The sequence below is a fragment of the Brevibacillus fluminis genome (assembly GCF_052072235.1).
Classification (GTDB): Bacteria; Bacillota; Bacilli; order Brevibacillales; family Brevibacillaceae; genus Brevibacillus_D; species Brevibacillus_D fluminis_A.
This window is the reverse complement of record NZ_CM125436.1, coordinates 2673908-2698068: the sequence shown is the minus strand read 5'-3', so window position 1 is coordinate 2698068 and position 24161 is coordinate 2673908. Positions and strand designations below refer to the sequence as shown.

Genomic DNA, 24161 nt, shown 5'->3' with positions numbered 1-24161 from the left:
AAACCTTTGCCCGAAAGCAAAGGTTTTCGCGCTACATCCGGTAGCGGATAATATCTTCCATCTCAAAGGTGCGTCCGCGGCCCATCAGTTCCTCGACCACTTGCCGCACAGACTTCCCTTCGAACAAAACGCTGTAAATCCCGCGCGTAATCGGCATTTCGACGCCTTCCCGTTCAGCCAGCGTCTTGGCGGCGCTCGTTGTGCGTACGCCTTCTACGACCATGACCAGCTCCGCCAACGCCTCTTCAACCGTCTTCCCTTGTCCGAGAAGATAGCCTGCCCGCCAGTTGCGGCTGTGCTTGCTCGTGCATGTCGCCACGAGGTCGCCCACACCGGCAAGACCGGAAAATGTCAACGGGTTTGCCCCCATCTTCACGCCGAGCCGGCCAATTTCCGCGAGTCCCCGTGTCAAAAGCGCTGCTTTGGCATTGTCGCCGAAGCCGAGACCATCGGACAATCCGGCGCCAAGCGCGATGATGTTTTTCAACGAACCGGCAATCTCCGCGCCGATCATATCGGCATTCGTGTATACGCGGAACGCTCCGTTCATCAGCAAATCTTGCGCCGTGAGCATCGCGTCGTGCGATTTCGAGGAAACCACGACGGTGGTGGGCGAGCGCCGGATCACTTCCTCCGCATGGCTCGGCCCCGTCAGTACGACGATTTTCTCGGCAATCTCCGCAGGCACTTCCTCCGCGATGACCTCAGACATCCGCTTCAACGTATCTTGCTCCAGCCCTTTCGTGGCATGGATCAACAGGACGTCCGGCTCCAAATAGGGAGCCAGCTGTCTGACCACGGCACGCATCGCATGCGACGGTGTGACGAGCAGCACAAACTTTTTGCCTGACACGACTTCCGCCAGATCGGTGCATGCCCGGATCGCTTCCGGCAACACCGCGTTGGGTAAATATTTTTCATTCGTATGCCGTACATTGATTTGTTCAGCGATCTCCGCGCTCCGTACCCAAAGGGTGACGTCATGTCCATTGTCCGCACATACCGAGGCGAGCGCCGTTCCCCAGCTGCCCGCACCAATCACTGCAATTGATTTTGACAAAACGCATCCTCCTTACTGTAATGGCGTTCGTTGGGATTTATCGCCAAGCTTCCGTTCTTTTCCTTGCACCAAATTCACAATGTTGGAGGAATGACGAATGTAGGCAAACACCGTAATCAGCAAGCTGACCAACGGATAGATCGGATGGTCGGTCAAGAACCAGAGCAGCACGGGCAAGAGCGTGACGAACACGAGCGACCCGAGCGAAACGTAACGGGTAATGGCGATCACGATGACGGTGATGACCGCCGCGATCAAAAAAGCCAGCGGCGAAAGGCCAAGCGCGACCCCGAGGGTGGTCGCAATTCCTTTTCCGCCCCGAAACCCGAAAAAGATCGGCCAGTTATGCCCCACAATCGCGAATATTCCGGCAAACGCATACGCGACGGGATCGCCACCGGTGATCCAGTGCGCAATCCCCATCGCGGCGAGGCCTTTCAACGCGTCGAGCACCAGCACCACGATCCCCGGCCCTTTTCCAAGCACGCGGAGCGTATTGGTCGCACCCGCATTTCCGCTTCCGTGGGACCGTATGTCAATGCCGGCCAGTCGTTTTGCAATCAAGTAACTAAAGCTGATGGAACCGATTAAGTAGCTGAGAATGACCGCAATTGCAAACCCCATTTGACTCTTCCTCTCCCTATGTCTTTTTGCGCGTCAAAATACGAATCGGAGTACCTTCAAAGACAAACGCTTCCCGAATTTTATTTTCAATATAACGCTCATAAGAGAAGTGCATCAATTCTGGATCATTCACGAACAAAACAAAGGTTGGCGGTTTGACGGCCACTTGTGTCGAATAGTTGATTTTGAGACGTTTGCCGCGATCCGATGGAGGCGGCGTCATGATCGTCGCATCTGTCACGAGATCGTTGAGCGTCGCTGTAGGAACGCGCATCGTGTGCGCTTCTGCCACCTGGTTGACCTTTGGCAAAATCGTGTGCACGCGCTGCTTGCTTTTGGCGGAAACGAAAAGGATCGGCGCATAGCTCAAGTATTTGAACTCTTCGCGAATCAACTCGGTGAAGCGCTGCATCGTCTTGTCGTCTTTTTCCACGGCGTCCCATTTGTTGACCACGATGATGACGGCGCGGCCCGCTTCGTGGGCATATCCGGCAATTTTTTTATCCTGCTCGATGATTCCTTCTTCACCGTTGATCACGACCAAAACAACGTCGGACTCCTCAATCGCCTTCAGCGCCCGCATTACGCTGTATTTCTCTGTCGATTCGTACACTTTTCCCTTCTTGCGCATTCCTGCCGTATCGACCAGGACATACTCCTGCCCATCCCGTTCAAACGGCGTGTCGATCGCATCGCGCGTAGTACCGGCGACCTCCGAGACAATCACCCGTTCTTCGCCCAAAATCGCATTGGTCAAGGAAGATTTCCCGACATTCGGACGGCCGATAATCGATACGCGAATGACATCGTCCGCGTCCGCCTCTTCCTCTACCGCCGGAAAATGGCGAATCACCTCGTCAAGCAAATCACCGAGTCCAAGACCGTGGGCGCCCGAGATCGGGAAAGGCTCGCCTACGCCTAGCTGGTAAAAATCATAGATTTCATTGCGCATCTCAAAGTTGTCCACTTTATTGACCCCAAGCACGATCGGTTTGCCCGTCCGGTTGAGCATGCGCGCAAGCTCGAGGTCCGCATCGGTCACACCCGTGCGGCTGTCCGTCATCATGATGATGACGTCCGCCTCGTCAATCGCCAGCTCCGCTTGATAGCGCATCTGGGTCAGAATGGCGTCCACGTCGCCAAATTCGATCCCACCGGTATCAATGATGTGAAAATAGCGGTCCAACCATTCCGCTTTGCTATAAAGACGGTCGCGCGTCACGCCCGGCGTATCCTCTACGATGGCGATCCGCTCGCCTACAAGACGGTTAAAAATGGTGGACTTGCCGACATTCGGCCTGCCCACGATAGCAACTACTGGCAATCCCATTGTATTCAACACTCTCTCTCACTACTGATTTACGGACATTCCTGCTAATCATACCACACTCGGGACAGTAAACAAAACCCAACGCAAGCAGGAATTAAGGTACGATCAGCGATGGCGGACGATAACCAGCGTTTCCCCGGTAACTTCGTGAACCATGCCATCGAGAATCTTTTCAAGCGTGAACGCCACTTTTTGCAAGTCATCGGCCGAATCGACGGCAAAAATCGGCGCGCCGCCCCCGATTTTTTCTTTTTGCAGTGTCACAACCGCTATGATCTGGTTTTCCATGCGTCAGCCACCATCCTGTTTTTTCGCCTGTGCCTTTTTCGGCATCCGAATCGCGCTCTCCAATATGGGAACCGAGGAAAGGACTTTCATCGCCATATCCACATCACTGGACATCGGAAGCAGGAACACACCAAGCCTTCCCGTCTTCAAATCACGCTTGATCAGCGGTGTAAGCGATGGCTCGCCCTCATCGGTATACACGCCCAAAATCGTTGATGCATCGTGCAAAATCGCCTGCCTTTGTCCCGGATGGGCCAATGTCACCACGGCGTTGTCGTTTTTGGGGACGAGGATGAATCCCATGCCATGGGTTGCAAGCTGTTGCTGCGCATCGGCCGAGCCTACATTCATGATGTAAATGTCGTCGACAAGCAGATTTTTCCCGTCGACCACCACGTTCGCCGGCACGATTTGTGCGATGTGATGGAGGTTGTTGCCTGTTTTCAGCTTCAAGGCAAGCAGGATGATCAATACGGCTGCGATGATCCCGCCCCACCAGGAAAAAAACACGGTCGCAAACGTGCTGACGAGTGAGGTGAGAATCACCAGGTAATTGCGCCCTTCGAAAACCATGGCGATCCCTTCGATATACGTTCCTCCGCGCGGCACAAGCTCATGCTTGTCGATTTCATTCAACGTGTTGCGCTCCATGTTCCGCACATCGCGGAATTGTTGGGCGGCCAGCGTGATAAAGGTGATCGCCGTATACTCTTGCTTTAAAAGCGACGGGACGAAAACCGTTCCTAACAGCGAGGCGATCACCCCGAGCGCGATATGAATGATCCGCCCGTGCGGATAGGTCGGGTATTGGCGGTAGTCGGTCCGCAGCATGAGCAAGCGGCAGGCGACACCTGCCGTGAAGCCGATGATGATCGGCAGGCTCATGGGACTGGATGCGATTTTGCTCATCATCATAAGGCATCACCTGTGGGATTGTAATTTGGATTTAATCGAGCCGACGAGACGGGAATGGATGATGGCGGCTACGACGCTCCACGCCAGTGACCAGGTCAGAACGGACAGCCACAGGACATCCTGGCAAAACGGGCTGCCGATCGCAAACGGCGTAACCTTTCCCCACAGAGAAAGCGAGTGGGAAATATCAAATAAGGTCACGGAAAAAAACAATAAAAACACCTGTTCTTCCGCATGCCGAGCAAACAAAAAAACAAGCACCGTCAGCAGCAATGGCAAAATGACGGTCTCATCCGCAAACATAAGCACCGGGTCCCAAATAAACAGACGTTTGATACAAAAAAGCACGCTCGTCATCGTGATGACGGCAGCCGCCAAATAACTGGCTTGTCCCGGACGAACCAGACACGTCCACATCCAGGCCGAAATCATCACGGGCACGATCGTTCCGCTGACACTCACTTCAATCGGCAGCACGTACATGCGCCAGTTTGAAAAGCTGGAAAGCAGGCAGGCAGCCAAAACGGCGAGCGTCGTTGCCTGTGTCAAACGAAAGCGCGCTAGCAAGCGGTTATAGCTGCCCATCCAGACGAGACAGATCAAGCACCATTGGACAACCATTGCGGCAATTCCCTCGTTCATCGCATGCTCCTTGGAAACAGTGTGCAACTCTGTTGAAAGTATGCCACATTTGCCAAGCAATCATGAATGAAACCTTACATTTGTTCTTTGCGCAACGCATATCGCCGCAAATCAATGGCGCGCTGTTCGGCCCAGCGCGCCGTTTCACCGCCGATCACGACGGAGGCGCTGCCAAGCTCGCTCAATGTTCGTGCGCCAAGCGCAACCATGGCAATTTTTAATTCATGATGCAGCCGGTCGACACGATCGAGGCACGCTTGCGTGTCCATCGTCTTCACCATGCGCAAAAAAACGCCTGCCATCCCGACCGCAGATGCGCCGAGCGCAATTGACTTGGCGACGTCCAGTCCGTGGCGCAAACCGCCGGAGGCGATCAGCGACGTGCCTTTGAGGTTGACTTCCCCCGCTTCCAGCAGACTTTGCACCGTGCTCAGTCCCCATGTATCGAACATGTCATACGCTTCCGGATTGCGTCTGTTTTCGATTTTGGCAAAATTGGTTCCACCAGAACCCCCGATGTCGATGGCGGCTGCCCCCGCTTCCACCAACTGGCGGATGGAAGTGCGAGCCATGCCAAAACCAACCTCTTTCACAATTACCGGCACAGTAAGCTGATCGGCAATGCGCGCAATCGCCTCCAAATATCCTTCAAACGTACGGTCTCCCTCGGGCATCAAAAGCTCCTGCATCACATTCAGATGGATTTGCAACGCATCCGCCCCAATCATCGCAATGGCGCGCTCCGCCTGTTCCAGTGTACACTCCGCCCCCAAATTGGCGATCACGATGCCTTGCGGGTTGACCTGACGAACGATGCGGTACGTTTTGGTTAAGGAAGGATCACGCAGCGCAGCCATTTGCGAGCCTACCGCCATCGCCAACCCTTTTTCACGGGCAATTAGGGCCAGCTTGCCGTTGATGTCCTCCGCTTCTGCCACACCGCCGGTCATCGCATTAATCAAAATGGGTGATGAAAGCTGTAACGATCCAAGGGACGTCTGCATCGATAAGTTTACATAAGATATATTAGGTAAACTATCAGGAATGAATGAAAGGTCCTCCAATCCGTTTGTGCCTGCTTGTCCTGTAGTCAGCGCGTGCTCCATATGATCCAGCTTGCGTGACGATCGACTCATTTTGCATTGCCTGCCTTTCTGCTCGTTGCCCGTTTGCCACCGGCTTCGTTCACAATCGAGCGATGGTTTTCCAATAGAAAAGGGATACGCGCTTGCGTACCCCTCCCCATTATCGCCGCTTCTTATTTGAGTTTGTCCTTCAGATCGCCGAACAAATCGCCCAACGTAACGCCAAGCGATTGATTGTTCTCCTGTTGGAACTGCTGATGTTCACGGCGGCTCGCTTGTTCCGCCTGCTCCACTTTTTCCTCTTCGAGCGCGCGGATGCTCAGGCTTACGCGTTGCTCAGCCGGATTCACTTCCAGCACTTTCACATTGACCGTTTGGCCTTCTTTCAGCACCTCGTTCGGCGATTTCACGTGACGGTTGGCAATTTGGGATACGTGGACCAGCCCTTCGACTCCAGGAGCGATTTCCACAAATGCGCCAAAGCTTGCCAAACGCTTGACACTGCCGCTGACAATGTCGCCTTTTTTGAATTTCTCTGCGGCAATTGCCCATGGGCCTTGCTGGGTTTCTTTAATGCTGAGGCTGATGCGCTCGTTGTCTTTATCGACCTTGAGCACTTTCACCTGCACCTTGTCGCCTTCCTTGACCACATCCGAAGGTTTTTCAACACGATTCCATGCGAGTTCGGAGATGTGCACCAAGCCATCCACGCCGCCGATGTCGACGAATACGCCGAAATCCGTCAGGCGTTGCACGGTGCCTTCCAATACTTGACCCGGTTGAATGCCACCGATCACAGATTGTTTTTTATTTTTGGCCTCTTCTTCCAGAACCGCTTTATGGGAGAGGATCGCCTTGTTTTTCTCTTTGTCAAGCTCCATCACTTTCAGCTTGAGGGTTTTGCCTTTGTAGTCGGAGAAGTCTTCGATGAACGACAGACCGACCATGGACGCAGGAATGAAACCGCGCAGTCCGACATCGACGACAAGGCCGCCTTTCACGATGTCTTTGACAACCGCTTCGATGATTTCGCCAGATTCCAATTTGGCTGCGAGGTCATCCCACGCTTTTTCGCCTGCAACCGCCTTTTTGGATACAACCAATTCTTCCTTTTCATCATTGAGCTTGGTAACTTTCACTTCGAATTCGTCGCCAACCGCAACGACATCGGATACTTTGTCAACGTGAAGGGCAGCGAGTTCGCTGATCGGAATTAGCCCGTCGTATTTGTAACCTACATCCACCAGAGCTTGCTTGTCTTCTACTTTGGTGACTTTCGCTTTCACCACATCTCCAACCGCGAGAGTTTTTACATCTACACTATTAAACTCTTCCATCAACACGAACCTCCTTGACCATCTTCAAAAATTAGGATCCTGTAAAAAGGTTTACTCTACTAGGATAGCATATATTGGTAGCCTATGCCTATGGCGTACGCTCATCAAAAGAAATTGACAGCTAGACATGTATAGTATACTTCCAAGTCCTGCTTTCAATACCAATTCATTTTGCCTGATGCGCATCAATCAATTCCTTGATATGCTGCATGATCAGCTCTGTCGCTTCCCGCAACGATTCGGAATCGACCTTCTTCTCCCGGAGCGCGGTCATGTCGATCGGCTTGCCGTAAATGATCGTGATCGGCTTCAGGAAACGCCAAGGACCGATGATGGCGACAGGCACCACCTGTGCTTGGGACTTGAGTGCAAACATGGCGGTCCCGCTTTGCCCGCGGCCCAGCTCACCGGTTTTGCTGCGGGTCCCTTCCGGAAAAATGCCTAAAATCTCGCCATCTTCTAAAATTTTCAGCGTCGTGCGGATCGCACTGCGATCCCCCGCTCCCCGTTTGACAGGGAAAGCGCCGAACTTTTTCAACAAAAACGAAAGAACGGGAACGTGGAAAAGCTCTTCTTTCGCCATAAACCGCACCTGGCGCTCGATGCCGCTCCCCAGCAGGGGCGGATCGATATTGCCGATATGATTGCAGCATAAGATGACCGCACCCGTCTTCGGTATGTTTTCGCTCCCGATGACCCGCCAGCGGAAGCATGCCGCAAGCAAAAAGCGGCAGATGCCGCGAAAAAACGTATAATAGCTCATTTCGCGCTCTCACCTGTTTTCTGGCATATATGTAGTATTTGATCAACGATTTGCTCGATCGATCGGCCTGTCGTATCGACCAAAATCGCATCTTCCGCCTGCTTCAGCGGTGCTACCTCCCGCTCGGAATCGCGTTTGTCGCGCTCGGCGATCTCCTCCATCAGCGCTTCCAAGGTTGTTTCCACCCCTTTTTGCTGAAGCTCTGCCAGGCGGCGCGTCGCCCGTTCCTCGATCGAAGCGGTCAGGAAGATTTTCACATCCGCATCCGGCAAAACGTGCGTGCCGATATCGCGGCCGTCCATGATGACGTCGCCTTCCTCCGCCAATGCGCGCTGCAGGTCAAGCATCAACGCGCGCACCCGCGGATGTCCCGCAACAATGGAGGCAAGCTGACTGATTTGCGGCGTGCGAATCTCTGCGGTGATGTCTTCCTCATTCCACCACACATGCTGTGTATCTCCACGATCGTCCCGCTGCAGCCTGATGCGGTTTTTTTCCAGAAGCGAGGAAACCGCATGCTCATCGACAGCTGCAAGTCCCTCCTGCTGTGCCGCCCAAGCCAATGCACGGTACATGGCTCCTGTATCAATATAGACAAAGCGCAACTTGGCAGCAACCAGCTTCGCTACTGTGCTCTTTCCTGCGCCAGCAGGGCCGTCAATCGCAATTTTCATCTGGCTATCACCTATTTCTGCAAAATATGTGCCGATCCTTCCCATTTGACCGTCTCATTGGGCAAGAAGCGGATGGGGAGTAGATGGACCGCACACTGTCCGACAAGTAAAAGAAAAACAAGTCCGATGATAAAGCGTGTAATCAACTTTTCGACGCGCGTGGATAAACGGATGAAGCGCGCCTCGTAATCTTCCGAACGTTTCATCATGATCCCTCTTTTTTTAAAGAGGCCATCTGCTTATTCGGTAATTCCTTTTTTCCGCAGCTCAAGCTGGCGCTCGTAACAGGCTCGTACCACTTTGGCCTGGTCGCTTTCATGAATGTTGACGAATTTGACGGAAATCCATTGCGTATTCGGAACGTCTTCCAGCTTTTTCAGGCGGGTCACTTCCCCTTCGGCCTGCGCATGCATGATCGTGCCGTTTTTCAACGGAATAACCAGCCATAGCATGAGCGGATCGTGCTCCTTCAAACGATATTGGTCGGAGCAGGTAAAAGAAAGACCACCGCCGCTAATATCCGAGGTTCTCGCCAGGAAGTGGTAGTTACGGACCGTATCGGTCGTTTTGACCGAGATCTCCAGCTGTGCATCGACCCGCAAGTAGTTGCGCCGCTGCGTGCGGGTAATCTCCTGCAAGGGAGGCAGCTTCACGAGCAAAACGGGTATGTTGCCGGTTCGATAGCCGCTGATGGCCGATCGAAAATCGTACCGCGAGCCGTCTTCTCCCATAAACCAGATGCTGACTTCCATCCCGTCCGGTATGCGGTATCCGCGTCCTGACCCCTCTTCGATCGGTACCTCTATAGCAAGTAGATCCCCTGTTATATCGGATACTCTCGTTTTATAAACCAGCTTGGCTTTTTCTTCCTGAAGCGTAACGAGATTCATGCGTAGGACCTGTCCTACCTGCGGATAGGTGCTCAATGTACTTCCCCCTTCGTTTCCAATCCCCCTCCCATTATACACGCCTTTTTGTCGATACGGCAAATAGAGGAAGGGGAGTGCTGGCCCCCTTCCCCATCGCGTTCGCTACTTTGCTCCCGGCTGCCCCGTGCCTCGATGAACATCCATTTTGACGACTTCTTCTTCATCCCCGGTGAGCGCATTGATATAGATCATGTACGTGTCTTTCTCAAAACGGCCGGTGAATTCGTAGCACAACACTTCCTTCCCGTCCGCCTTACCTTCGATCAACGCCATCCGCTGATCGGTCACGCGCACTTTCGGATTGATCATCGTTCGCGCTTTTTCCGGCGTCACCTTTGCTTTGGGCAAAATGCGCTGCTTATGATTGAACAGATACTCGGTCGCATGGAACCCGTTGACATCGCCGGTATCGAGCGCGACCTTGACCGTGACGGCATCCGGATAGATCAGCACATTGTCCTGTTTCGGGACGAACGTGAAGACGCCCAAGCCGTCGTACAAATCGCTTTCGACCGCTTCCATGTTTGGATAGTCATGCGCGTGCAAAAACTTTTTCCCGCTCTCTTCCGCAGCCGCGAGCGAGATCGCGGGTTTGCCAATCGTCCGTTCATTCAACAGCCAGACGACTTTTCCCGCTTTCTTGGTCACCTCGACGTTGATCGGGCTTTTCAGTTCCCCGCTCGTCACCCGGACGCTGTATGCGCTGTATTCCTCGGACTTCCCGTTGTTTTCAACATCGACTTTGACGTTTTTCCCATGCATGCCGATGAAATCAAGCGCGATGCGTCCCGCTTCCTCAGGCGTGATCGGTTTGCCGTCGATCCCCTTGATGCGCTGCTTCTTTTTATGATCCAGACTGCTGATCGCAACGCCCCAGTCTAAATCCTGATACTCGTTCACCCGTTTTTCAATCGTTTGAAAGCCGTCGACGATGGTGTTATCCGACTTTTTATCATCCGATGCGAGCGCACTCTCCACATCCATCCAGCGCAGTTGATTATCGATGACTTTTGTCTGAACATTGTTGAGTTCGCTTTGGATTTCCTTGGAGTGCTTGTACAGGCTCTCCAGCGTTTTGTACTCTTTTTCCGTGAGCGGCTGTTTATTCAGATCCCGGACCGCTACCCCGTAGGAAAAGTCGGCGACTTTGGCCAGAAACTCCTCCGTTTTGCTAAACGGCATCAGCGTCAGCGGAAGCTGCCCGACATCGTTTTGCGCCGCATACGCAAGCCGCCAAACGTTCGCAAGCGACGGTGTCATCTGCTTGCGCGTGTTGACGACCAGCGATTTGCCCAGTTCGTCCTGCAATTTGTCGAGATGGTAATTCAAGTCATGGAACGCCCGTTGATATTGGTTTTCCGCTTTGATCAGGACCGAGTTTTTCTCATTGTGCTCCTGGTATCCCCAAACGCCTGCTCCGACCAATGCGACGATCGCAACCGGCAGAAGTACCCGTGCTGTTGCTCCATAGATCACGCTGTTGTCCCCCTATCTCATGTCTTGCTATCGGCAAAAAATATGTTTTCCGATTTTCTTCACCTGCGGCCTGCTCCAGATCCACTGGGAGGTTGCCGTTTGCGGGTTGAAATAATAGGTGCATCCTCCTGTAGGGTCCAACCCTTTGATGGCATCATTGACCGCTTTGCTTGCCGTTTCATTGGGCGTAAGCCAGATCTGCCCATCGGCAACGGCTGTGAAGGCGCGGGGTTCAAAGATCACGCCCGCTGCAGTATTGGGAAACGCCGGGCTTTTGACCCGATTCAAAATGACGGCTGCCACCGCTACTTGTCCCACGTACGGTTCCCCGCGCGACTCGCCGTAGACGGCATTGGCCATGAGTTTGCGGTCATTCGCCGAAAGCGCTGTGGCGTGAAACGCTTTTTGCGTGTTTGCCGCGCCCGCCTTTTGCGCAGGCGCTGCCCATTCCATCACAGGCGCCGCCGATTGCAGCGACCCTTTTTCCCCCTGCTTTGACGCTATGTCATACACGCCGGCCAATCCTCCCAGAGCAAGGCAGGTGACGAGCCCAAGGATTTTCCATCGTAACGAGCGCACGCAAGAATCCCTCCTGTTACAAAAAGTAGCGTCGATGGAAATAGTGTTCGTGACTGATTGGCTTATTATGCAAAAACAGGCGCACGCCGACATTTTCCTGCACATGGGGAAAGACGCGGGGGCAGCGCATTTTTTCGCCATGCTTGGGCCGCGTATCCATGCTGCAAAGAAAAAGAAGCCTCCCAAAAAGGAAGCTCCTTTGATATATGAGCCGGATGTCACGCTGGCGATTCGCCATGACGCCATCACAGGCAGCATATCCGGTATTATTCTTGCTCATGTTGCACGATGAACAGCTCGATTTCATGCTTTCGCAACGCGGCCAAAATGTCCTCATGGGGCGGACGGTCCGTGATGATCAGATCAATCCGATCCAGGCCGGCCACTTTATGGAACAGCTTCAGGCCGAATTTGGTATGATCCGCGAGCACGATCACCTGGTCAGCGCATTTCAGCATTTCGCGGAGCTGGTAGCTCTCTTCCTCTGTCGCGTGAAAAATTCCGTCCGCCGTGAGACCGCAAACGCCGATCAGCAGTTTGTCCACCTGATAATCCGCGAGCATTTCGATCGAGCGCGGCCCAAGGACATAGCGATCTTGCGCCTGCAGCAGCCCGCCGAGCATGTAGATGCTTACAGAAGGTTTCTCCGCCAAAATGTTCGCCGTGGCGATCGAATTGGTTACGACGACATGATCGCGGGTCTGCATCGCCTCCGCCGCAAATTGCACGGTGGTCGAGGCATCCATGATCAGATAGTCGCCATCTTTCAGCAGGGAAGCTGCGCGTTGCCCGATGAGTCGTTTCACGTCGGACTCGAGCTGCATGCGCTCCTTGTAATGGACTGATTTTTTCGTCAATGTGGGCAATATGGCACCGCCCCGCGTCCGCAGGATGGCCCCCTGCTCCTCGAGCTTTACCAGATCGCGCCTTGCCGTATCGCGCGAAACGCCGTAGCGGTCCATGATCTCTTGCACGCTGATGCGCTGGTGCTCCTGCAAATCGCGTACGATCTCGACAAGCCGTTCTTCCTGAAACATGTGACCTTCAACCTCTTTTCGTAACAGCTTGCTGCTTCATCTTCAGAATAAGCGATTGTAAGTGATTTTTCAATATTTTTTAAGTGATAACAAGCAATTGCAAGCAAATAAAAACGACTTTCCGCTGCGTTTCGCGTAAAAGCCGTTTCGTATCGGTTTTTGCCTATGGTAATTCTTCAATGTCAAAATAACGGTCATTGCTGCACAAACACTGCTTAAAGCCCGTTTCCACCTTGCCTTCGCTTCCTTTTTTTCCGCGCAAGGTGAATTTTTCTCCACATTCGTTACACCGTATCATCACTTTTGTTCGCTGCGTCTTAAACACGGTAAGTCTCCTCCTTATTCACTTTCCTAGTATGGACGAGACTACCCGTTTTTAGAAGCGAACTCATGAGCCAAACGCACTTTTTTCAAACCATTCCACCACAAAATCACCATGAACGGAATGATCAGCCACAGCCAATAGTCCGTCGTTAAAAAGATCAGGTTGTAACTCGCGTGCAGCACGATCGGCAACAACAGCGAAACGACAAGCCGGATCGATTTGGCTTTGCCTGGCTTGGTAAACTTGGAGAGCCCCATGTAATACCCCATCCAAATGCCAAACAAAGCATGGCTCGACACAGGCAGCAGCGCACGCCAAAAGGCAACGTCCAACCCGTTCAAAATCAGGTAAAACAAATTTTCCAGGGTGGCGAACCCTAATGATACCGCAACCGAATAGACAATCCCGTCGTATGGCTCGTCAAACTCCACATGTTTGTAGGCCGAATGATACACCACCAGCCACTTGAAAAATTCTTCAATCAATGCGGACGAGATGACCGCTTGAAAAAACGCCTGATTCAAGTCCCATTCATTCTGAATAATATACTGAAGGAGCATGATGGGAAAGACGAGGAGAATCCCGAACAAAAAGGTTCGTACCACCATGGAAATCGGTTCCGGCTGCAAATGATCGCGCAAATACACGTAGCTTAAAATCGCAATGCCCGGCGCGATCGCAGCTCCCACGATTGCAAGCATAGTGAAAATGACTCCTTTACATATACGTGCTTTCATCGTACCATGTAGATTAGTTTTTTAAAACTGGCAACAGGAGAGAATGGAATGAAAAAAGTACTGGTGATCAACACGGGCGGGACCATTGCCATGTCCGTGGATGAAGCAGAGGGCGTAAAACCGCTTGATGATGAAGCCGTTACCAAAATACTCCCTCACCTTCATCAATTGGCAGAAGTGAAAATGATGAACTACGTGAACTTGCCCAGCCCTCACATGACCCCTGCTGTCATGAACCAGCTCCGCCAGTTGATTGAACAAGAAACAGCCGCACACGAGTATGATGGTGTGGTTGTCACCCACGGAACGGATACGCTGGAAGAGACAGCTTATTTTCTCGATCTCACCCTTTCGTTGACACTGCCTGTCGTCGTAACCGGCGCGATGCGATCCAGCAATGAGCTGGGAGCGGACGGGCCTGTCAATTTGATTTCCGCCGTTCGTACCGCGATTGACCCGGCGAGCGCAGGAAAAGGCGTCCTCGTCGTCTTCAATGATGAAATCCACGCCGCTCGACATGTGACCAAAACGCATACGAGCAATGTGGCGACGTTCCAGTCACCGCAGTACGGACCGATCGGTACCATCAGCAAAAAGCACGTCCACTACCATCATGCGCCATTGGATCGCGAGCATTATACAATTGCTCACGCAAATGCGAATATTCCGCTTTGCAAAGCGGTTGCCGGAATGGACCCGCGCTGGCTGCAATTTTTGCTTGATGACGCGATTGACGGCGTCGTCATCGAAGCGTTGGGACTCGGCAACCTCCCGCCTGCGATCGTCCCTGTCCTCGCGCAATTGATTGCAAAAGGAACGCCGATCGTCATGGTTTCGCGCTGCTTTAACGGACAAGTGCAAGATGTGTACGATTACGAGGGCGGCGGCAAAAAGCTGAAACAATTGGGCGTCATCTTCTCCAACGGGCTGAATGGCCAAAAAGCGCGCCTGAAGCTGATGGTGGCTCTCCAGACGACAAACGATTTCAAGCAACTGCAAGAAATGTTCGAGCACTGATCCTTTTATATGAACGGCAAACAAAAAAACCTCTCAGGATCACGCCATGAGAGGTTTTTTTCGTTCAGGTTTAGACCCAGCCGCGGAAGCGGGATGCTTCTGCCATTTTGCGGGCGCCCACCATGTAAGCAGCCAAACGCATGTCGACACGACGAGTTTGGGAAAGGGAATATACGTTTTCGAAGGATTTGACCATCACTTTCTCCAACTTCTCTTCCACTTCTTCTTCCGTCCAGTAGTAGCCTTGGTTGTTTTGTACCCATTCGAAGTACGAAACGGTTACGCCACCAGCGCTTGCCAGTACGTCAGGCACCAGCAGGATGCCGCGCTCGGTAAGGATTTTGGTTGCTTCCAAAGTCGTCGGGCCGTTTGCTGCTTCGCAAACGATGGAAGCTTTGATGTTATGCGCATTTTCCGCAGTGATCTGGTTCTCGATCGCTGCAGGGACCAAAATGTCGCAGTCCAGTTCCAACAGTTCTTTGTTCGTAATCGTGTTGGTGAACAGCTTGGTGACAGTGCCGAACGAATCGCGGCGGTCCAGCAGGTAATCGATATCCAGGCCGTTTGGATCATGCAAGGCACCGTACGCATCGGAGATACCGACCACTTTTGCACCTGCATCGTGCAGGAACTTGGACAGGTAGCTTCCGGCATTACCGAACCCTTGTACCACCACGCGGGCGTTTTTCAGGTCGATGTTGCGGCGTTTCAGCGCTTCGCGGATGCAGATGGTTACCCCTTTTGCCGTAGCCGTTTCACGGCCGTGCGAACCGCCAAGTGCGATCGGCTTGCCGGTGATGAAGCCTGGCGAATCGAACTCGCGAATGCGGCTGTACTCGTCCATCATCCACGCCATGATTTGAGAGTTTGTAAATACGTCTGGTGCAGGAATGTCTTTGGTCGGGCCAACGATTTGGCTCACCGCACGAACATAACCGCGGCTCAAACGCTCTAATTCACGGAAAGACATCTCGCGAGGATCGCAAATGATGCCGCCTTTACCGCCGCCGTATGGCAAATCAACGATACCGGCTTTGAGGCTCATCCAAATAGAGAGCGCTTTCACTTCATCCTCTGTAACCTCAGGATGGAAGCGAATTCCTCCTTTTGTTGGGCCAACAGCATCATTATGTTGTGCGCGATAGCCTGTAAATACTTTTACCTCACCGTTATCCATGCGAACTGGGATACGAACAGTTAGTACGCGCAACGGCTCCTTCAACAGTTCGTACATCGATTCTTGGTAACCTAATTTCTCTAACGCCTCTTTGATCACCGTTTGCGTCGAAGTTAGGAGATTCAGACTCTCCGGTTGCTTCTCCGTACCTTGGGTGTTTCCGGTTACCACTTCGTGATTACCCATTTTGTACCACCTCAAAAATGTAATCGGTCAATCCATCGTTAAGTATACACGCTTGCTTGGGGAAAGAGAAGCATTAAATTACACCGCACATAGTTTCGCTCATTTCAGAAAACTCTTGCAATCACAAGGGTTTTCGCCAGTTCGGTTTTCCCTGCTGGCCTGCTTCCAATCTTGTATAATACAGTTATAGCATAACCTACATCCTTTCCATTCTTGCATAGGAGGTTCGTAAATGATGTCCGCCAAACGCATATTGCTTGTGTTCGCACACCCTGACGACGAAACATTCGCGACCGGCATCACGATTGCCAAATACCACACCGAACACCAAGCGGAGATTACCTTGCTGTGTGCCACGCGAGGCCAGGCAGGCAAGCCGGGAGAGCCTCCGCTCTGTACACAAGACGAACTCCCGCTGGTTCGGGAGAGGGAGCTTTTGACCGCAGCGCGCCTGCTTGGCATCAACAACGTGCAGCTGCTCGATTATGAAGATAAGCGTTTGTCCGATGTGCCCCGCGCCGAGCTTGCTGCGCACATCGTCACCGCGATTCGGTCGACAAAGCCGCAGGTGGTCATCACGTTTGCCTCCCACGGCATCTCCGGGCATCCGGATCACAAGGCGATCTCTGCCGCGACGGATGAAGCCGTTTTGTCCATCCCTGCTGGCGACAATCCGGTGCGCAAGCTCTATCATGTGACACGCTCATCCGCCCTCCCGACTCCTGCGGGCAGACAAGTATATACCGATTCACCCGACGCGATTACCACCGAGATTACTTCTGCCGATGCAGCGGTCGTGGTTGGGGAAGCGCTGCGCGCCCACAAAACCCAGCACCTTTCTGTGAACGCGGTTTTTCCCGGCGTTTTGGAGGGAGATACGCGCAATGTGCCGATAACCAACTTTTACTTGCTCAAATGGACGAACATGCCGCATTACTCGCTTATTGGCAAGGAAGACGATTTGTTTGCGGGAATCGAATAAGACATTGAAAAAGGAAAAGCATCCCGGGCACACTGCGTTGGCAGCGGCATGGGATGCTTTGTTTTTGTGCAGGCTTGCTTTTATCGGAATCGTCTACAAATTTCTTTGACAGCATCATCCGCAATGACGACCTTCCCGTACTCTTCCAGTACGTAGATCGTCGTCGGCGTCGCTTCGCCATATTCGGATAGGATTGCAATAAGCTTGTTGTAGCGCTCCTCATCGAGGTCGACCTCTTCGAGCACAAGATAATATTTCCCTTGATAGAAGTAGGCGGAACCACCATTTGTCAGCATCGCGTTAATGCGGTGCGAGGCTTCGACCATATGTTCAAAGTCACGGAAGGAATAAAGAATCAAATCGCTCTCTTCAAGCGTTACTTCCATCTCGTAGACATCTTCGTCGTATTCTTCCTCTTTCTCGTTTTTGGCACCCGATTTGCCACGGGTGACAATCACGACCATCCCCTGTGCCGGCAAGGCAAATACCTCTACAGCGACCGGTCCGGACACCTCAAAGCCCAGTTCATGGTACGCCTGTTCCATCATGTCGTTGAACAGTTCATGTACTTTCGGAATGTCACGCCACATGTCTTCTTTCTCGATACCTCGCTCCGAAAGATCGTCAAACGTTAAAAAGATCCGTATCTTGTCTTGGCCAAGGCGTTCTACACGCATGACTGTCCCTCCTCGCCATCCAGTCGTATTACAGGGTATGAATCTTCTCCTGTAATGGTTCTCCGCATCTTCATCGGTATGCTTGTTTCATCGTGCGCATCTGAAAAAGAGAGAACGAATTTTCTCCTATCATACCATAATTTTGGACAAGACAATAGGGCAACCACCCCATCACGCGCGTCCAAGTGTTTCGCCAATGGATTTGGCGATGATTCGACGATTGTCGTTTTTTGCGCTTTCCCAGGAAACATGAGCCATGTTTCCCACGAAAAGCTCCTTCTTCTAGGTTTATGTGTGATTCCCTACAAATAGGCAAGACTAAAGCGGTGATACGATACGTAGGAGGGACTTCCCATGCAGCCATCTGATCGCATGCTGCTCATGCTGGCTTCACTTTGCTTTGCTGCAGGCTGTTCGCAGCAAACCGTTCCTGTATACAATGAACAAGCGCCACCGCTTTCCGTCCGTCAGACAAAAATAACGCCGCTTGTTCCTCAATCTGTTCAACCCGTTGCGCACGATCTTGCGCAGCGATATGTGGTCCGCTCTTCCGATTACCGCATCCATGCGCGCGCCACCGGCCATCAGCAAAAAATCGCGCTTCTCACGTTTGACGACGGACCTGTGGGAACGACGACGAAACAAATTCTCGATGTGCTCGATCAGCACAACGCAAAAGCAATCTGGTTTGTCAACGGACTTCAGCTTGCCAAAAGGCATGCGGATGGCAGCTTCACGATCAAATCGGACAAGGCTGACCTGCTGCTTGCTATCGAAAAACGCGGCCATCTTATCGGGAACCACAGCTTTACGCATCCGAATCTGCGAAAAATTTCTGCGGAAAGACAACGTGAGGAAATCGAACGTACCAGCCAGATCATTGCAGACATTACCGGTAAAAAACCTCTCTATTTTCGGCCGCCGTTCGGCGCCTTCACTCCAGTCTCGGAGGAAGTATGCCGCCACAGTGGCATGCAGTCCATCAATTGGTCTGTCGGTTCACTTGACTGGGAACCCCGCGTCTACAAAAAGCCGCATGCGATCTCGAAGCAAGTCGCAGCCAACATCCACCCTGGAGCCACAATCTTGTTTCATGACCGCACGTGGACAGCTGACGAGCTGGATGAAGTCCTGACCGAGTTGGAAAAGAAGGGGTACCGTTTTGTCATCCCCACTGACCAAGAGCCGCAGTGATGGTTGCCCGGTTCGCCCAAATCTACTCCTCCCTACAAATATATGGTGTTTTCACGAACGGGTGCCAGCCCACACGAAAAACAAAGAAGAAAATCCAGCAAAAAAGAACGGCCTCAGCCGTTCCCTTTTGCCATCTCTAAAAGACGCTTATGTATCCAGATCGCTGCTTGCGAACCGTCGCCCAGCGAGATCGTGACCTGCTGCGAATGGGCCACCACATCTCCGGCTGCCCAGATGTTGCGGCAGGTGGTCTCTTTGGTCCGGGGATTGGCCAAAATATGCCCGGTATCCAGTCGCTGCAGATCGAAACCGGCGAGCAACGACGTTTGCAGCTTGGCTCCCGGAAATGCGAGAAACCCTTTTTCCACCGCAATGACGGTTCCCGAGGCCAATTCGACTCGTTTTAATCTGCCTCCCTCCTGCTCGATGCGAACAATGGGTTCATGGTGAATGGGGATCGCTTCCTGCACGAGATAGGCTTGCTCCGGTTCTTCGACTTTCGCCCCGTCATGATTGACTATCGTGATCGTTTTCGTGAAATAGCGCAGCGTTTTTGCCATTTGGACCGCGTGACTGCCCGAGCCGATCACCAGTGCATGCTGATTGACGATCTCATAGCCATCGCAATCCGGGCAAATAAAAATACTTTCCCCGAGGCAAGGGTCCAACCCTTGAATGGTCGGGAATGGGTCCTTGATCCCGCTGCTGAGCAAGATCGTTTTGGCCAAAAATGCCGTTGGCTCCTGATCCAATCCCGTCAGTTCAGCGCGAAACCGTCCATCTTCATTTTGTGTCAGCGAGGTGACCGTACCGGAGAAAAAGGAGACACCAAACTGCCTCGCCTGCTGCTCTCCCAATGAGCGCAGCTGCTGCCCGCTTACCCCGTCCGGATAGCCCAGGATGTTGCGGTAGTTTTTCGCGATCGACGATCTTCCGCTTCCGTTATCCGCCACGGCAACGTGATGCAGGCTGCGGCCTAACTGAATGGCCGCTTGCAAGCCAGCCAATCCGCCGCCGATAATCAAGGTGTCGAACTCCAGAACTGTCGCCATGTTGACCTCCGTTTTTCGCGATTCTCCTTTAGGATTGCCGGAACCGGTCAACTTATGATCATTTGGACACAGGGATGTACAGCACTTTGCCGACCGGCAGCGCATTGTCCGGAGATAAACCGTTGAACGCGGCGATCTTGCGTACGCTGCTTTGGTTGCCATAGTATTTGCGGGAAAGCTGGATCAACGTTTCGCCTTTCTGGACGACGTGCCGGATCGACTCGACTTTTGGTTTTGGTTTTTCACTTGTTTCTGCATGCTGTGTTTTCACAGGTGTGGGTGTTGGGTTCGCTTGCTGCGGTGTTGGTGCTGCAGCTGTTTGTGATGCGGGCTTTGCCGCAGGTGCAGGTGTCTTTGGTGCAGGAGCTGTCTTCACATCGGTTGGTTTTGGGCTAACTGGAGTTGTCGTCACTATTGATTCGCTGTTATTGACTGCTTGCTGATCGGTGTTTGTTTTTTCTTCGGTGTGTTCGGTCACGTTAGCTGAGGCTGGCACAGCTTCCGATCCTGCCGGGTCCGCCCGCACACCGGTACCTTCCACACTGCTTTGCGCGCTTTGCACGATCTGCAAGCCTTCTTTTGTGTCGCTGTTTTGGGCGAGCAGCAATTCATACAGAATGAAAACGATAAAAATGCTGCCAAACAGGATCACCCCCAGCGTAAGCAGCCGGCTGAGGGGTGATGCTTTGCGATTGCTGTGCCGCAGCTTTCGCGATGGTAACGTCATCTATGTCATCCTCTCTTTTTCCATCCTCTGTTTTACGTAGAGAGCTTGAATCAGGTCAATCAAGGCATGGGCCACAACGGGAACGATCAATCCGCCAGACGCGTCAAACAGCATGCCCAATACGTAACTGATGGCAAATACACCGATAAACAAGACCGGCTTTTTCATGTAACGAATGTGTAGCAGCGTGAAGACTCCGCTTGTCCATCCATTGCCGATCAGCGGCTGCAGCCCGCCGCGAAACAGCCATTCTTCGCAAAGTCCGACCAGAAAGCACAACAAAACGATCTCTTTGCGCGATAACAGGGAAAAAACGAATTTGTTGATTCCGCCATCATCCATCCAATTCTCCGGCAGCAGCCGCTCCAGCATCATGCTGCATGCAGCGACCGCAACTGCGATGAGAACGGCCCAGACGATCTGCGAAAACGCAGGGATATGAAAATAGGCTGCGTTTTGTGCGAGCCCATGCAATGATAGGCTGAGCGAGAGCGCCACCGCCAGTATGATGACCTGCGTCAAATACAGATTGAGCCGGATCATCCGAGGCTCTCGCCCTTGTTGATTATCGAGTGACATTGCCTTCTTCCTTCCCCGGTGGGTAAACAGGCAAAAGCAGGCGCAGCGCTTCTTTCATGTCCCATGGGCGGACCGCTTTTGCTTGTACCGGTTCACGCACAGATTCATACAAACTACGGTCAACGCCACAGATGCTGCAGCAAGGCAGCGTCCCTTCCTGCCGGCCATCCTCGTCAAAATAGCGCAGCAATCCTTGCCGCAAGCACTGTGTAGACGATAGCCATTCCGTCATCTGCTGCAATTTGCGCAGCTTGCTCCATTTGGCATGGTGGATGTGTCTTTTAATGTGTTGAACCGTTTCTGGCGTTACCGTTTTTCGCATGTTGAATTGGAAGCCGGCCCGGTTTGGCGCAAGCCCGTCGAGTAGACCGCATTGCTCGGCATAAAAGAAAATCAACTCGGCCTGGTTTTCTGACAGGTCAAATCCTTCGGCCAATTCCTGCAGACTGATGCTCTCGCGCTGGTGCGCGCCAACCCAGTTGAGCACCTGGGAAATCCGGTTTTCGTCCGGATATTCAGCCCCTACCATATGATAGTGGATCTGCACATCCTCTTCCAGCATGTACAATCTCGCATAGCCCGGCCGACCGTCACGTCCGACACGGCCCACTTCCTGCACATAGGCTTCCAGACTTGCCGGCGCATGATAGTGAAGCACATAGCGAATGTCCGACTTGTCAATGCCCATCCCGAACGCGTTCGTGGCGACAATCACATCAAGCTCGCCGCGCAAAAACTGCTCCTGGACCAGCATCCGGTCCAATCCGTTCATCCCGCCATGGTAACCGTGCACCCGCTCGATGCCAGCCAGCCTGCACTGCAAAACAAGCGTTTCCACTGCCTGCCGCGTCGAGCAATAGACGATTCCCGGTCCTGTCAGCTTGCGCAAATCATCGAGCAAAAGCTCTCTTTTTTGCGCTTCGCTCTCCACCGAAACCCGCTCGAACGCGATGTTCGGGCGGTTCACGGACTGTACGATGCGATTGTCGGGATGAATCGAAAACAGCTCGGCAATCTCCCGCTGTGCTTCCGATGTGGCAGTGGCGGTGACAGCCAATACGGGCGGACTTCCCAACTGCTCAACAATGGCGGGCAAGCGCAAATAGTCGGTGCGAAAATCGTGCCCCCATTGCGCAATACAATGCGCTTCATCCACGGCAAACAACGAGACGCCCCGCGCCGTCAGCATTGCCCGCACATACGGCTGCTGCAATTTTTCCGGTGACAGGTACAACAGCTTGTATTTGCCACCCCGGATCTCCTGCAGCGTTTGTTTCATCTCGGCAGCATCGCACGCACTGTTGAGATAGACCGCATATTGCTTGCCGTTTTGCCTCAATCGCTGCACTTGATCGATCATCAATGAAACAAGCGGAGAAATGACGACCGTCAAGTGCGGCAAGGCGAGCGAAAGCAATTGGTACAAGACCGATTTGCCACCACCTGTCGGCAATACCCCCAGTGTATTTCGGCCAGAAAGAACACTGCCGATGATCTCCAGCTGTCCGGGCCGGAACGAGGAGTGGCCGAATGACTGCCGAAGCATCTCGGTTAATCGGCGCTCGCGCACATCATCCATCATCCCGTTCCTCCTTCCCCGCGCCCCGTGAGCGCCAATCTGATTTGCAAGTAAGTGTATTTGGTCCCAAAATGGTCCTTGATCATCCGAAGGCGCCGCGTCTTCAACTGCCGGGCGGCTTGGATGATTGCCGCCATGTCTTCCGGCTGCAAATAATCGGACATGTCCCACTCGGGAACGCGCAAAGCAATTTCGACCAAATGATCTTCAATCGTATTCGCTCGCAGTTGCCGGGCCGCAGCAATTTCGGCGATGCCAAGCCCTTGCCCAAGCATGGCCAAGGTTGCCTCCGCGCTTGAACTGAGAAGTGTGGAGCCTTTTCCTGCGCTTCCGCCTTTTTTCTGTTCCACCAGGCAGGAAAGCAATGGAAATTGCCGGGCACCTCCTGCCTGGAGCTGTTTTTTGCACAATGCCAGCGCCGACATCATCATCACGATGACAAGCGAAGGCGGGCGTTCCTCGGATAAAGCGATCTGCTGCATCGTCATGCCTGTTTTCCGCGCCCCGCTCCACTGTCCAATGAGGAGCCTTTGCAGCTGCGGCTCAAGTCCGTCCAGTAACAGGGCAAGCTCGTCATACAGCCCCCGTTTCCAGTCCTCCCGCTTTTCTTTGTCGCGCAGCTGCAGCTTCACCCATGCTTGTATGGTGCGCTGCCCAACCTGCGGAAAAAACGAAAGCGCATCATCAATGAGCTGGGACACGGTTTGAATCAACAAATGGAGACGAAGCCACATTTCCTGCAGTTCAGGTCCCTGGATACTTTCCTGCAAAGGAGCCAACCATTTTGACAATTCGTAGCGTTCCCACCCTTCCGCACGGCATGCCTGTCCTTTTTCCGTCAACGCAAACGTCATTTTCGGCGTGGTCCCGCTCATTTTTTCCAACACGATCAGATTATGCTCGACACAAGTTTCCATCGTTTTTTGCCAATGCTCTCTCGAAAGGCGCGGAAATAACCGATAATACGGGTAAAGCTGAAAAATCTCCACATCCTGATACGTTTGATTCGCCCGTCTGCCCTGAAAAATATGATAGAGCGCCTGTGTCGTACGTTCACCAGCCAAAGGAGCCAGTCCGCCTATGACGAATGTTTGAAAAAAATCAGCTTCCGCTTGATCCAAATCCCACATAATTACTCCTTTGTATTCACGAAACCTGAATTTGTACGCTATACTAGAACATGATTCTTG

Annotated in this window: 27 protein-coding genes and 1 pseudogene; 4 read left to right on the top strand and 24 right to left on the bottom strand. The window is 52.8% G+C overall.

Translation table 11 applies throughout. From position 1 onward, the window contains the following. Window positions 1-31: 31 nt before the first annotated feature. The 14 genes and pseudogenes from ACTID9_RS13390 to ACTID9_RS13325 all read right to left on the bottom strand — a co-directional run. Window positions 32-1060 (bottom strand): NAD(P)H-dependent glycerol-3-phosphate dehydrogenase, encoded by a 1029-nt coding sequence (locus tag ACTID9_RS13390; RefSeq protein ID WP_441071898.1) that lies wholly within the window; start codon window positions 1058-1060, stop codon window positions 32-34. 12 nt (window positions 1061-1072) lie between these two features. Further along, window positions 1073-1684, bottom strand: coding sequence for a glycerol-3-phosphate 1-O-acyltransferase PlsY (plsY, locus tag ACTID9_RS13385; protein ID WP_441071897.1), 612 nt, complete (start codon window positions 1682-1684; stop codon window positions 1073-1075). 16 nt (window positions 1685-1700) lie between these two features. Next, entirely contained in the window at window positions 1701-3014 is a 1314-nt protein-coding gene (der, locus tag ACTID9_RS13380) for a ribosome biogenesis GTPase Der (protein ID WP_441071895.1), read from the bottom strand. 105 nt (window positions 3015-3119) lie between these two features. Then, a complete protein-coding gene (locus ACTID9_RS13375; RefSeq protein WP_441071893.1) occupies window positions 3120-3302 on the bottom strand; it encodes a capping complex subunit for YIEGIA in 183 nt (60 codons plus the stop codon). 3 nt (window positions 3303-3305) lie between these two features. Then, the gene (locus ACTID9_RS13370; RefSeq protein WP_441072583.1) at window positions 3306-4214 is read right to left on the bottom strand and encodes a YIEGIA family protein; all 909 of its coding nucleotides are present in this window, start codon (window positions 4212-4214) and stop codon (window positions 3306-3308) included. Between the two features lie 9 nt (window positions 4215-4223). Further along, window positions 4224-4859, bottom strand: a complete 636-nt coding sequence (locus tag ACTID9_RS13365; RefSeq protein WP_441071891.1) for a YphA family membrane protein — start codon at window positions 4857-4859, stop codon at window positions 4224-4226. 74 nt (window positions 4860-4933) lie between these two features. Further along, window positions 4934-5995: a type 2 isopentenyl-diphosphate Delta-isomerase gene (gene fni / locus ACTID9_RS13360; RefSeq protein WP_441071889.1), complete on the bottom strand. Its 1062-nt coding sequence runs from the start codon at window positions 5993-5995 to the stop codon at window positions 4934-4936. 122 nt (window positions 5996-6117) lie between these two features. Further along, on the bottom strand, window positions 6118-7281 hold the full coding sequence (gene rpsA / locus ACTID9_RS13355) for a 30S ribosomal protein S1 (protein ID WP_441071887.1): 1164 nt from the start codon (window positions 7279-7281) through the stop codon (window positions 6118-6120). A 166-nt stretch (window positions 7282-7447) separates the two neighbouring features. Next, window positions 7448-8044 (bottom strand): lysophospholipid acyltransferase family protein, encoded by a 597-nt coding sequence (locus tag ACTID9_RS13350; protein WP_441071885.1) that lies wholly within the window; start codon window positions 8042-8044, stop codon window positions 7448-7450. Beyond that, the gene (gene cmk, locus ACTID9_RS13345; RefSeq protein ID WP_441071884.1) at window positions 8041-8718 is read right to left on the bottom strand and encodes a (d)CMP kinase; all 678 of its coding nucleotides are present in this window, start codon (window positions 8716-8718) and stop codon (window positions 8041-8043) included. Before cmk ends, ACTID9_RS13350 begins: the two co-directional genes overlap by 4 nt. An 11-nt stretch (window positions 8719-8729) precedes the next feature. Further along, window positions 8730-8927 carry a hypothetical protein gene (locus ACTID9_RS13340; protein ID WP_441071882.1) on the bottom strand — a complete coding sequence of 66 codons (198 nt, stop codon included), beginning with the start codon at window positions 8925-8927 and terminating at the stop codon, window positions 8730-8732. A 30-nt stretch (window positions 8928-8957) separates the two neighbouring features. Then, complete coding sequence (locus tag ACTID9_RS13335; protein WP_441071880.1) at window positions 8958-9644, bottom strand: flagellar brake protein; 687 nt, start codon at window positions 9642-9644, stop codon at window positions 8958-8960. 105 nt (window positions 9645-9749) lie between these two features. Further along, entirely contained in the window at window positions 9750-11123 is a 1374-nt protein-coding gene (gene ypeB / locus ACTID9_RS13330) for a germination protein YpeB (protein ID WP_441071878.1), read from the bottom strand. A 27-nt stretch (window positions 11124-11150) separates the two neighbouring features. Continuing rightward, window positions 11151-11519 (bottom strand): annotated as a pseudogene (locus tag ACTID9_RS13325) (cell wall hydrolase); the annotation flags it as partial. 145 nt (window positions 11520-11664) lie between these two features. Between ACTID9_RS13325 and ACTID9_RS13320 the strand changes: the two are divergent. Then, complete coding sequence (locus tag ACTID9_RS13320) at window positions 11665-11994, top strand: hypothetical protein (RefSeq protein ID WP_441071876.1); 330 nt, start codon at window positions 11665-11667, stop codon at window positions 11992-11994. Here the strand turns inward: ACTID9_RS13320 and ACTID9_RS13315 are convergent. The 3 genes from ACTID9_RS13315 to prsW all read right to left on the bottom strand — a co-directional run bounded on the left by ACTID9_RS13315 (window position 11969) and on the right by prsW (window position 13765). Further along, a complete protein-coding gene (locus ACTID9_RS13315) occupies window positions 11969-12739 on the bottom strand; it encodes a DeoR/GlpR family DNA-binding transcription regulator (protein WP_441071874.1) in 771 nt (256 codons plus the stop codon). The two genes, ACTID9_RS13320 and ACTID9_RS13315, sit on opposite strands and share 26 nt — an antisense overlap. A gap of 163 nt (window positions 12740-12902) precedes the next feature. Then, the gene (locus ACTID9_RS13310; RefSeq protein WP_354092162.1) at window positions 12903-13064 is read right to left on the bottom strand and encodes a hypothetical protein; all 162 of its coding nucleotides are present in this window, start codon (window positions 13062-13064) and stop codon (window positions 12903-12905) included. Window positions 13065-13105: 41 nt separating this feature from the next. Next, entirely contained in the window at window positions 13106-13765 is a 660-nt protein-coding gene (gene prsW / locus ACTID9_RS13305) for a glutamic-type intramembrane protease PrsW (RefSeq protein WP_441071872.1), read from the bottom strand. 84 nt (window positions 13766-13849) lie between these two features. On the opposite strand from prsW, the gene ACTID9_RS13300 reads away from it, so the two are divergent. After that, window positions 13850-14818, top strand: a complete 969-nt coding sequence (locus tag ACTID9_RS13300) for an asparaginase (RefSeq protein WP_441071870.1) — start codon at window positions 13850-13852, stop codon at window positions 14816-14818. A 70-nt stretch (window positions 14819-14888) separates the two neighbouring features. Here ACTID9_RS13300 and ACTID9_RS13295 read toward each other — a convergent pair whose 3' ends face one another. Further along, entirely contained in the window at window positions 14889-16181 is a 1293-nt protein-coding gene (locus ACTID9_RS13295; protein WP_441071869.1) for a Glu/Leu/Phe/Val family dehydrogenase, read from the bottom strand. 232 nt (window positions 16182-16413) lie between these two features. Between ACTID9_RS13295 and ACTID9_RS13290 the strand changes: the two genes are divergently transcribed. After that, the gene (locus tag ACTID9_RS13290) at window positions 16414-17163 is read left to right on the top strand and encodes a PIG-L deacetylase family protein (protein ID WP_441071867.1); all 750 of its coding nucleotides are present in this window, start codon (window positions 16414-16416) and stop codon (window positions 17161-17163) included. An 80-nt stretch (window positions 17164-17243) separates the two neighbouring features. Here the strand turns inward: ACTID9_RS13290 and ACTID9_RS13285 are convergent, their stop codons facing one another. Further along, on the bottom strand, window positions 17244-17840 hold the full coding sequence (locus ACTID9_RS13285) for a genetic competence negative regulator (protein ID WP_441071866.1): 597 nt from the start codon (window positions 17838-17840) through the stop codon (window positions 17244-17246). Window positions 17841-18194: 354 nt separating this feature from the next. On the opposite strand from ACTID9_RS13285, the gene ACTID9_RS13280 reads away from it, so the two are divergent. Next, window positions 18195-19034 (top strand): polysaccharide deacetylase family protein, encoded by an 840-nt coding sequence (locus tag ACTID9_RS13280; RefSeq protein WP_441071864.1) that lies wholly within the window; start codon window positions 18195-18197, stop codon window positions 19032-19034. Between the two features lie 113 nt (window positions 19035-19147). Here ACTID9_RS13280 and ACTID9_RS13275 read toward each other — a convergent pair whose 3' ends face one another. From ACTID9_RS13275 to ACTID9_RS13255, 5 genes are read right to left on the bottom strand one after another with little or no spacing between them, the layout of a single operon-like run. Then, the gene (locus tag ACTID9_RS13275; protein ID WP_441071862.1) at window positions 19148-20086 is read right to left on the bottom strand and encodes an NAD(P)/FAD-dependent oxidoreductase; all 939 of its coding nucleotides are present in this window, start codon (window positions 20084-20086) and stop codon (window positions 19148-19150) included. A 58-nt stretch (window positions 20087-20144) separates the two neighbouring features. Next, window positions 20145-20813, bottom strand: a complete 669-nt coding sequence (locus tag ACTID9_RS13270; RefSeq protein WP_441071860.1) for a LysM peptidoglycan-binding domain-containing protein — start codon at window positions 20811-20813, stop codon at window positions 20145-20147. Then, entirely contained in the window at window positions 20814-21392 is a 579-nt protein-coding gene (locus ACTID9_RS13265; protein ID WP_441071859.1) for a lysostaphin resistance A-like protein, read from the bottom strand. Then, window positions 21379-22974 carry a RecQ family ATP-dependent DNA helicase gene (locus tag ACTID9_RS13260; RefSeq protein WP_441071858.1) on the bottom strand — a complete coding sequence of 532 codons (1596 nt, stop codon included), beginning with the start codon at window positions 22972-22974 and terminating at the stop codon, window positions 21379-21381. Before ACTID9_RS13260 ends, ACTID9_RS13265 begins: the two co-directional genes overlap by 14 nt. Continuing rightward, window positions 22971-24101, bottom strand: a complete 1131-nt coding sequence (locus ACTID9_RS13255) for a helix-turn-helix domain-containing protein (protein WP_441071856.1) — start codon at window positions 24099-24101, stop codon at window positions 22971-22973. Before ACTID9_RS13255 ends, ACTID9_RS13260 begins: the two co-directional genes overlap by 4 nt. Between the last annotated feature and the right edge of the window lie 60 nt (window positions 24102-24161).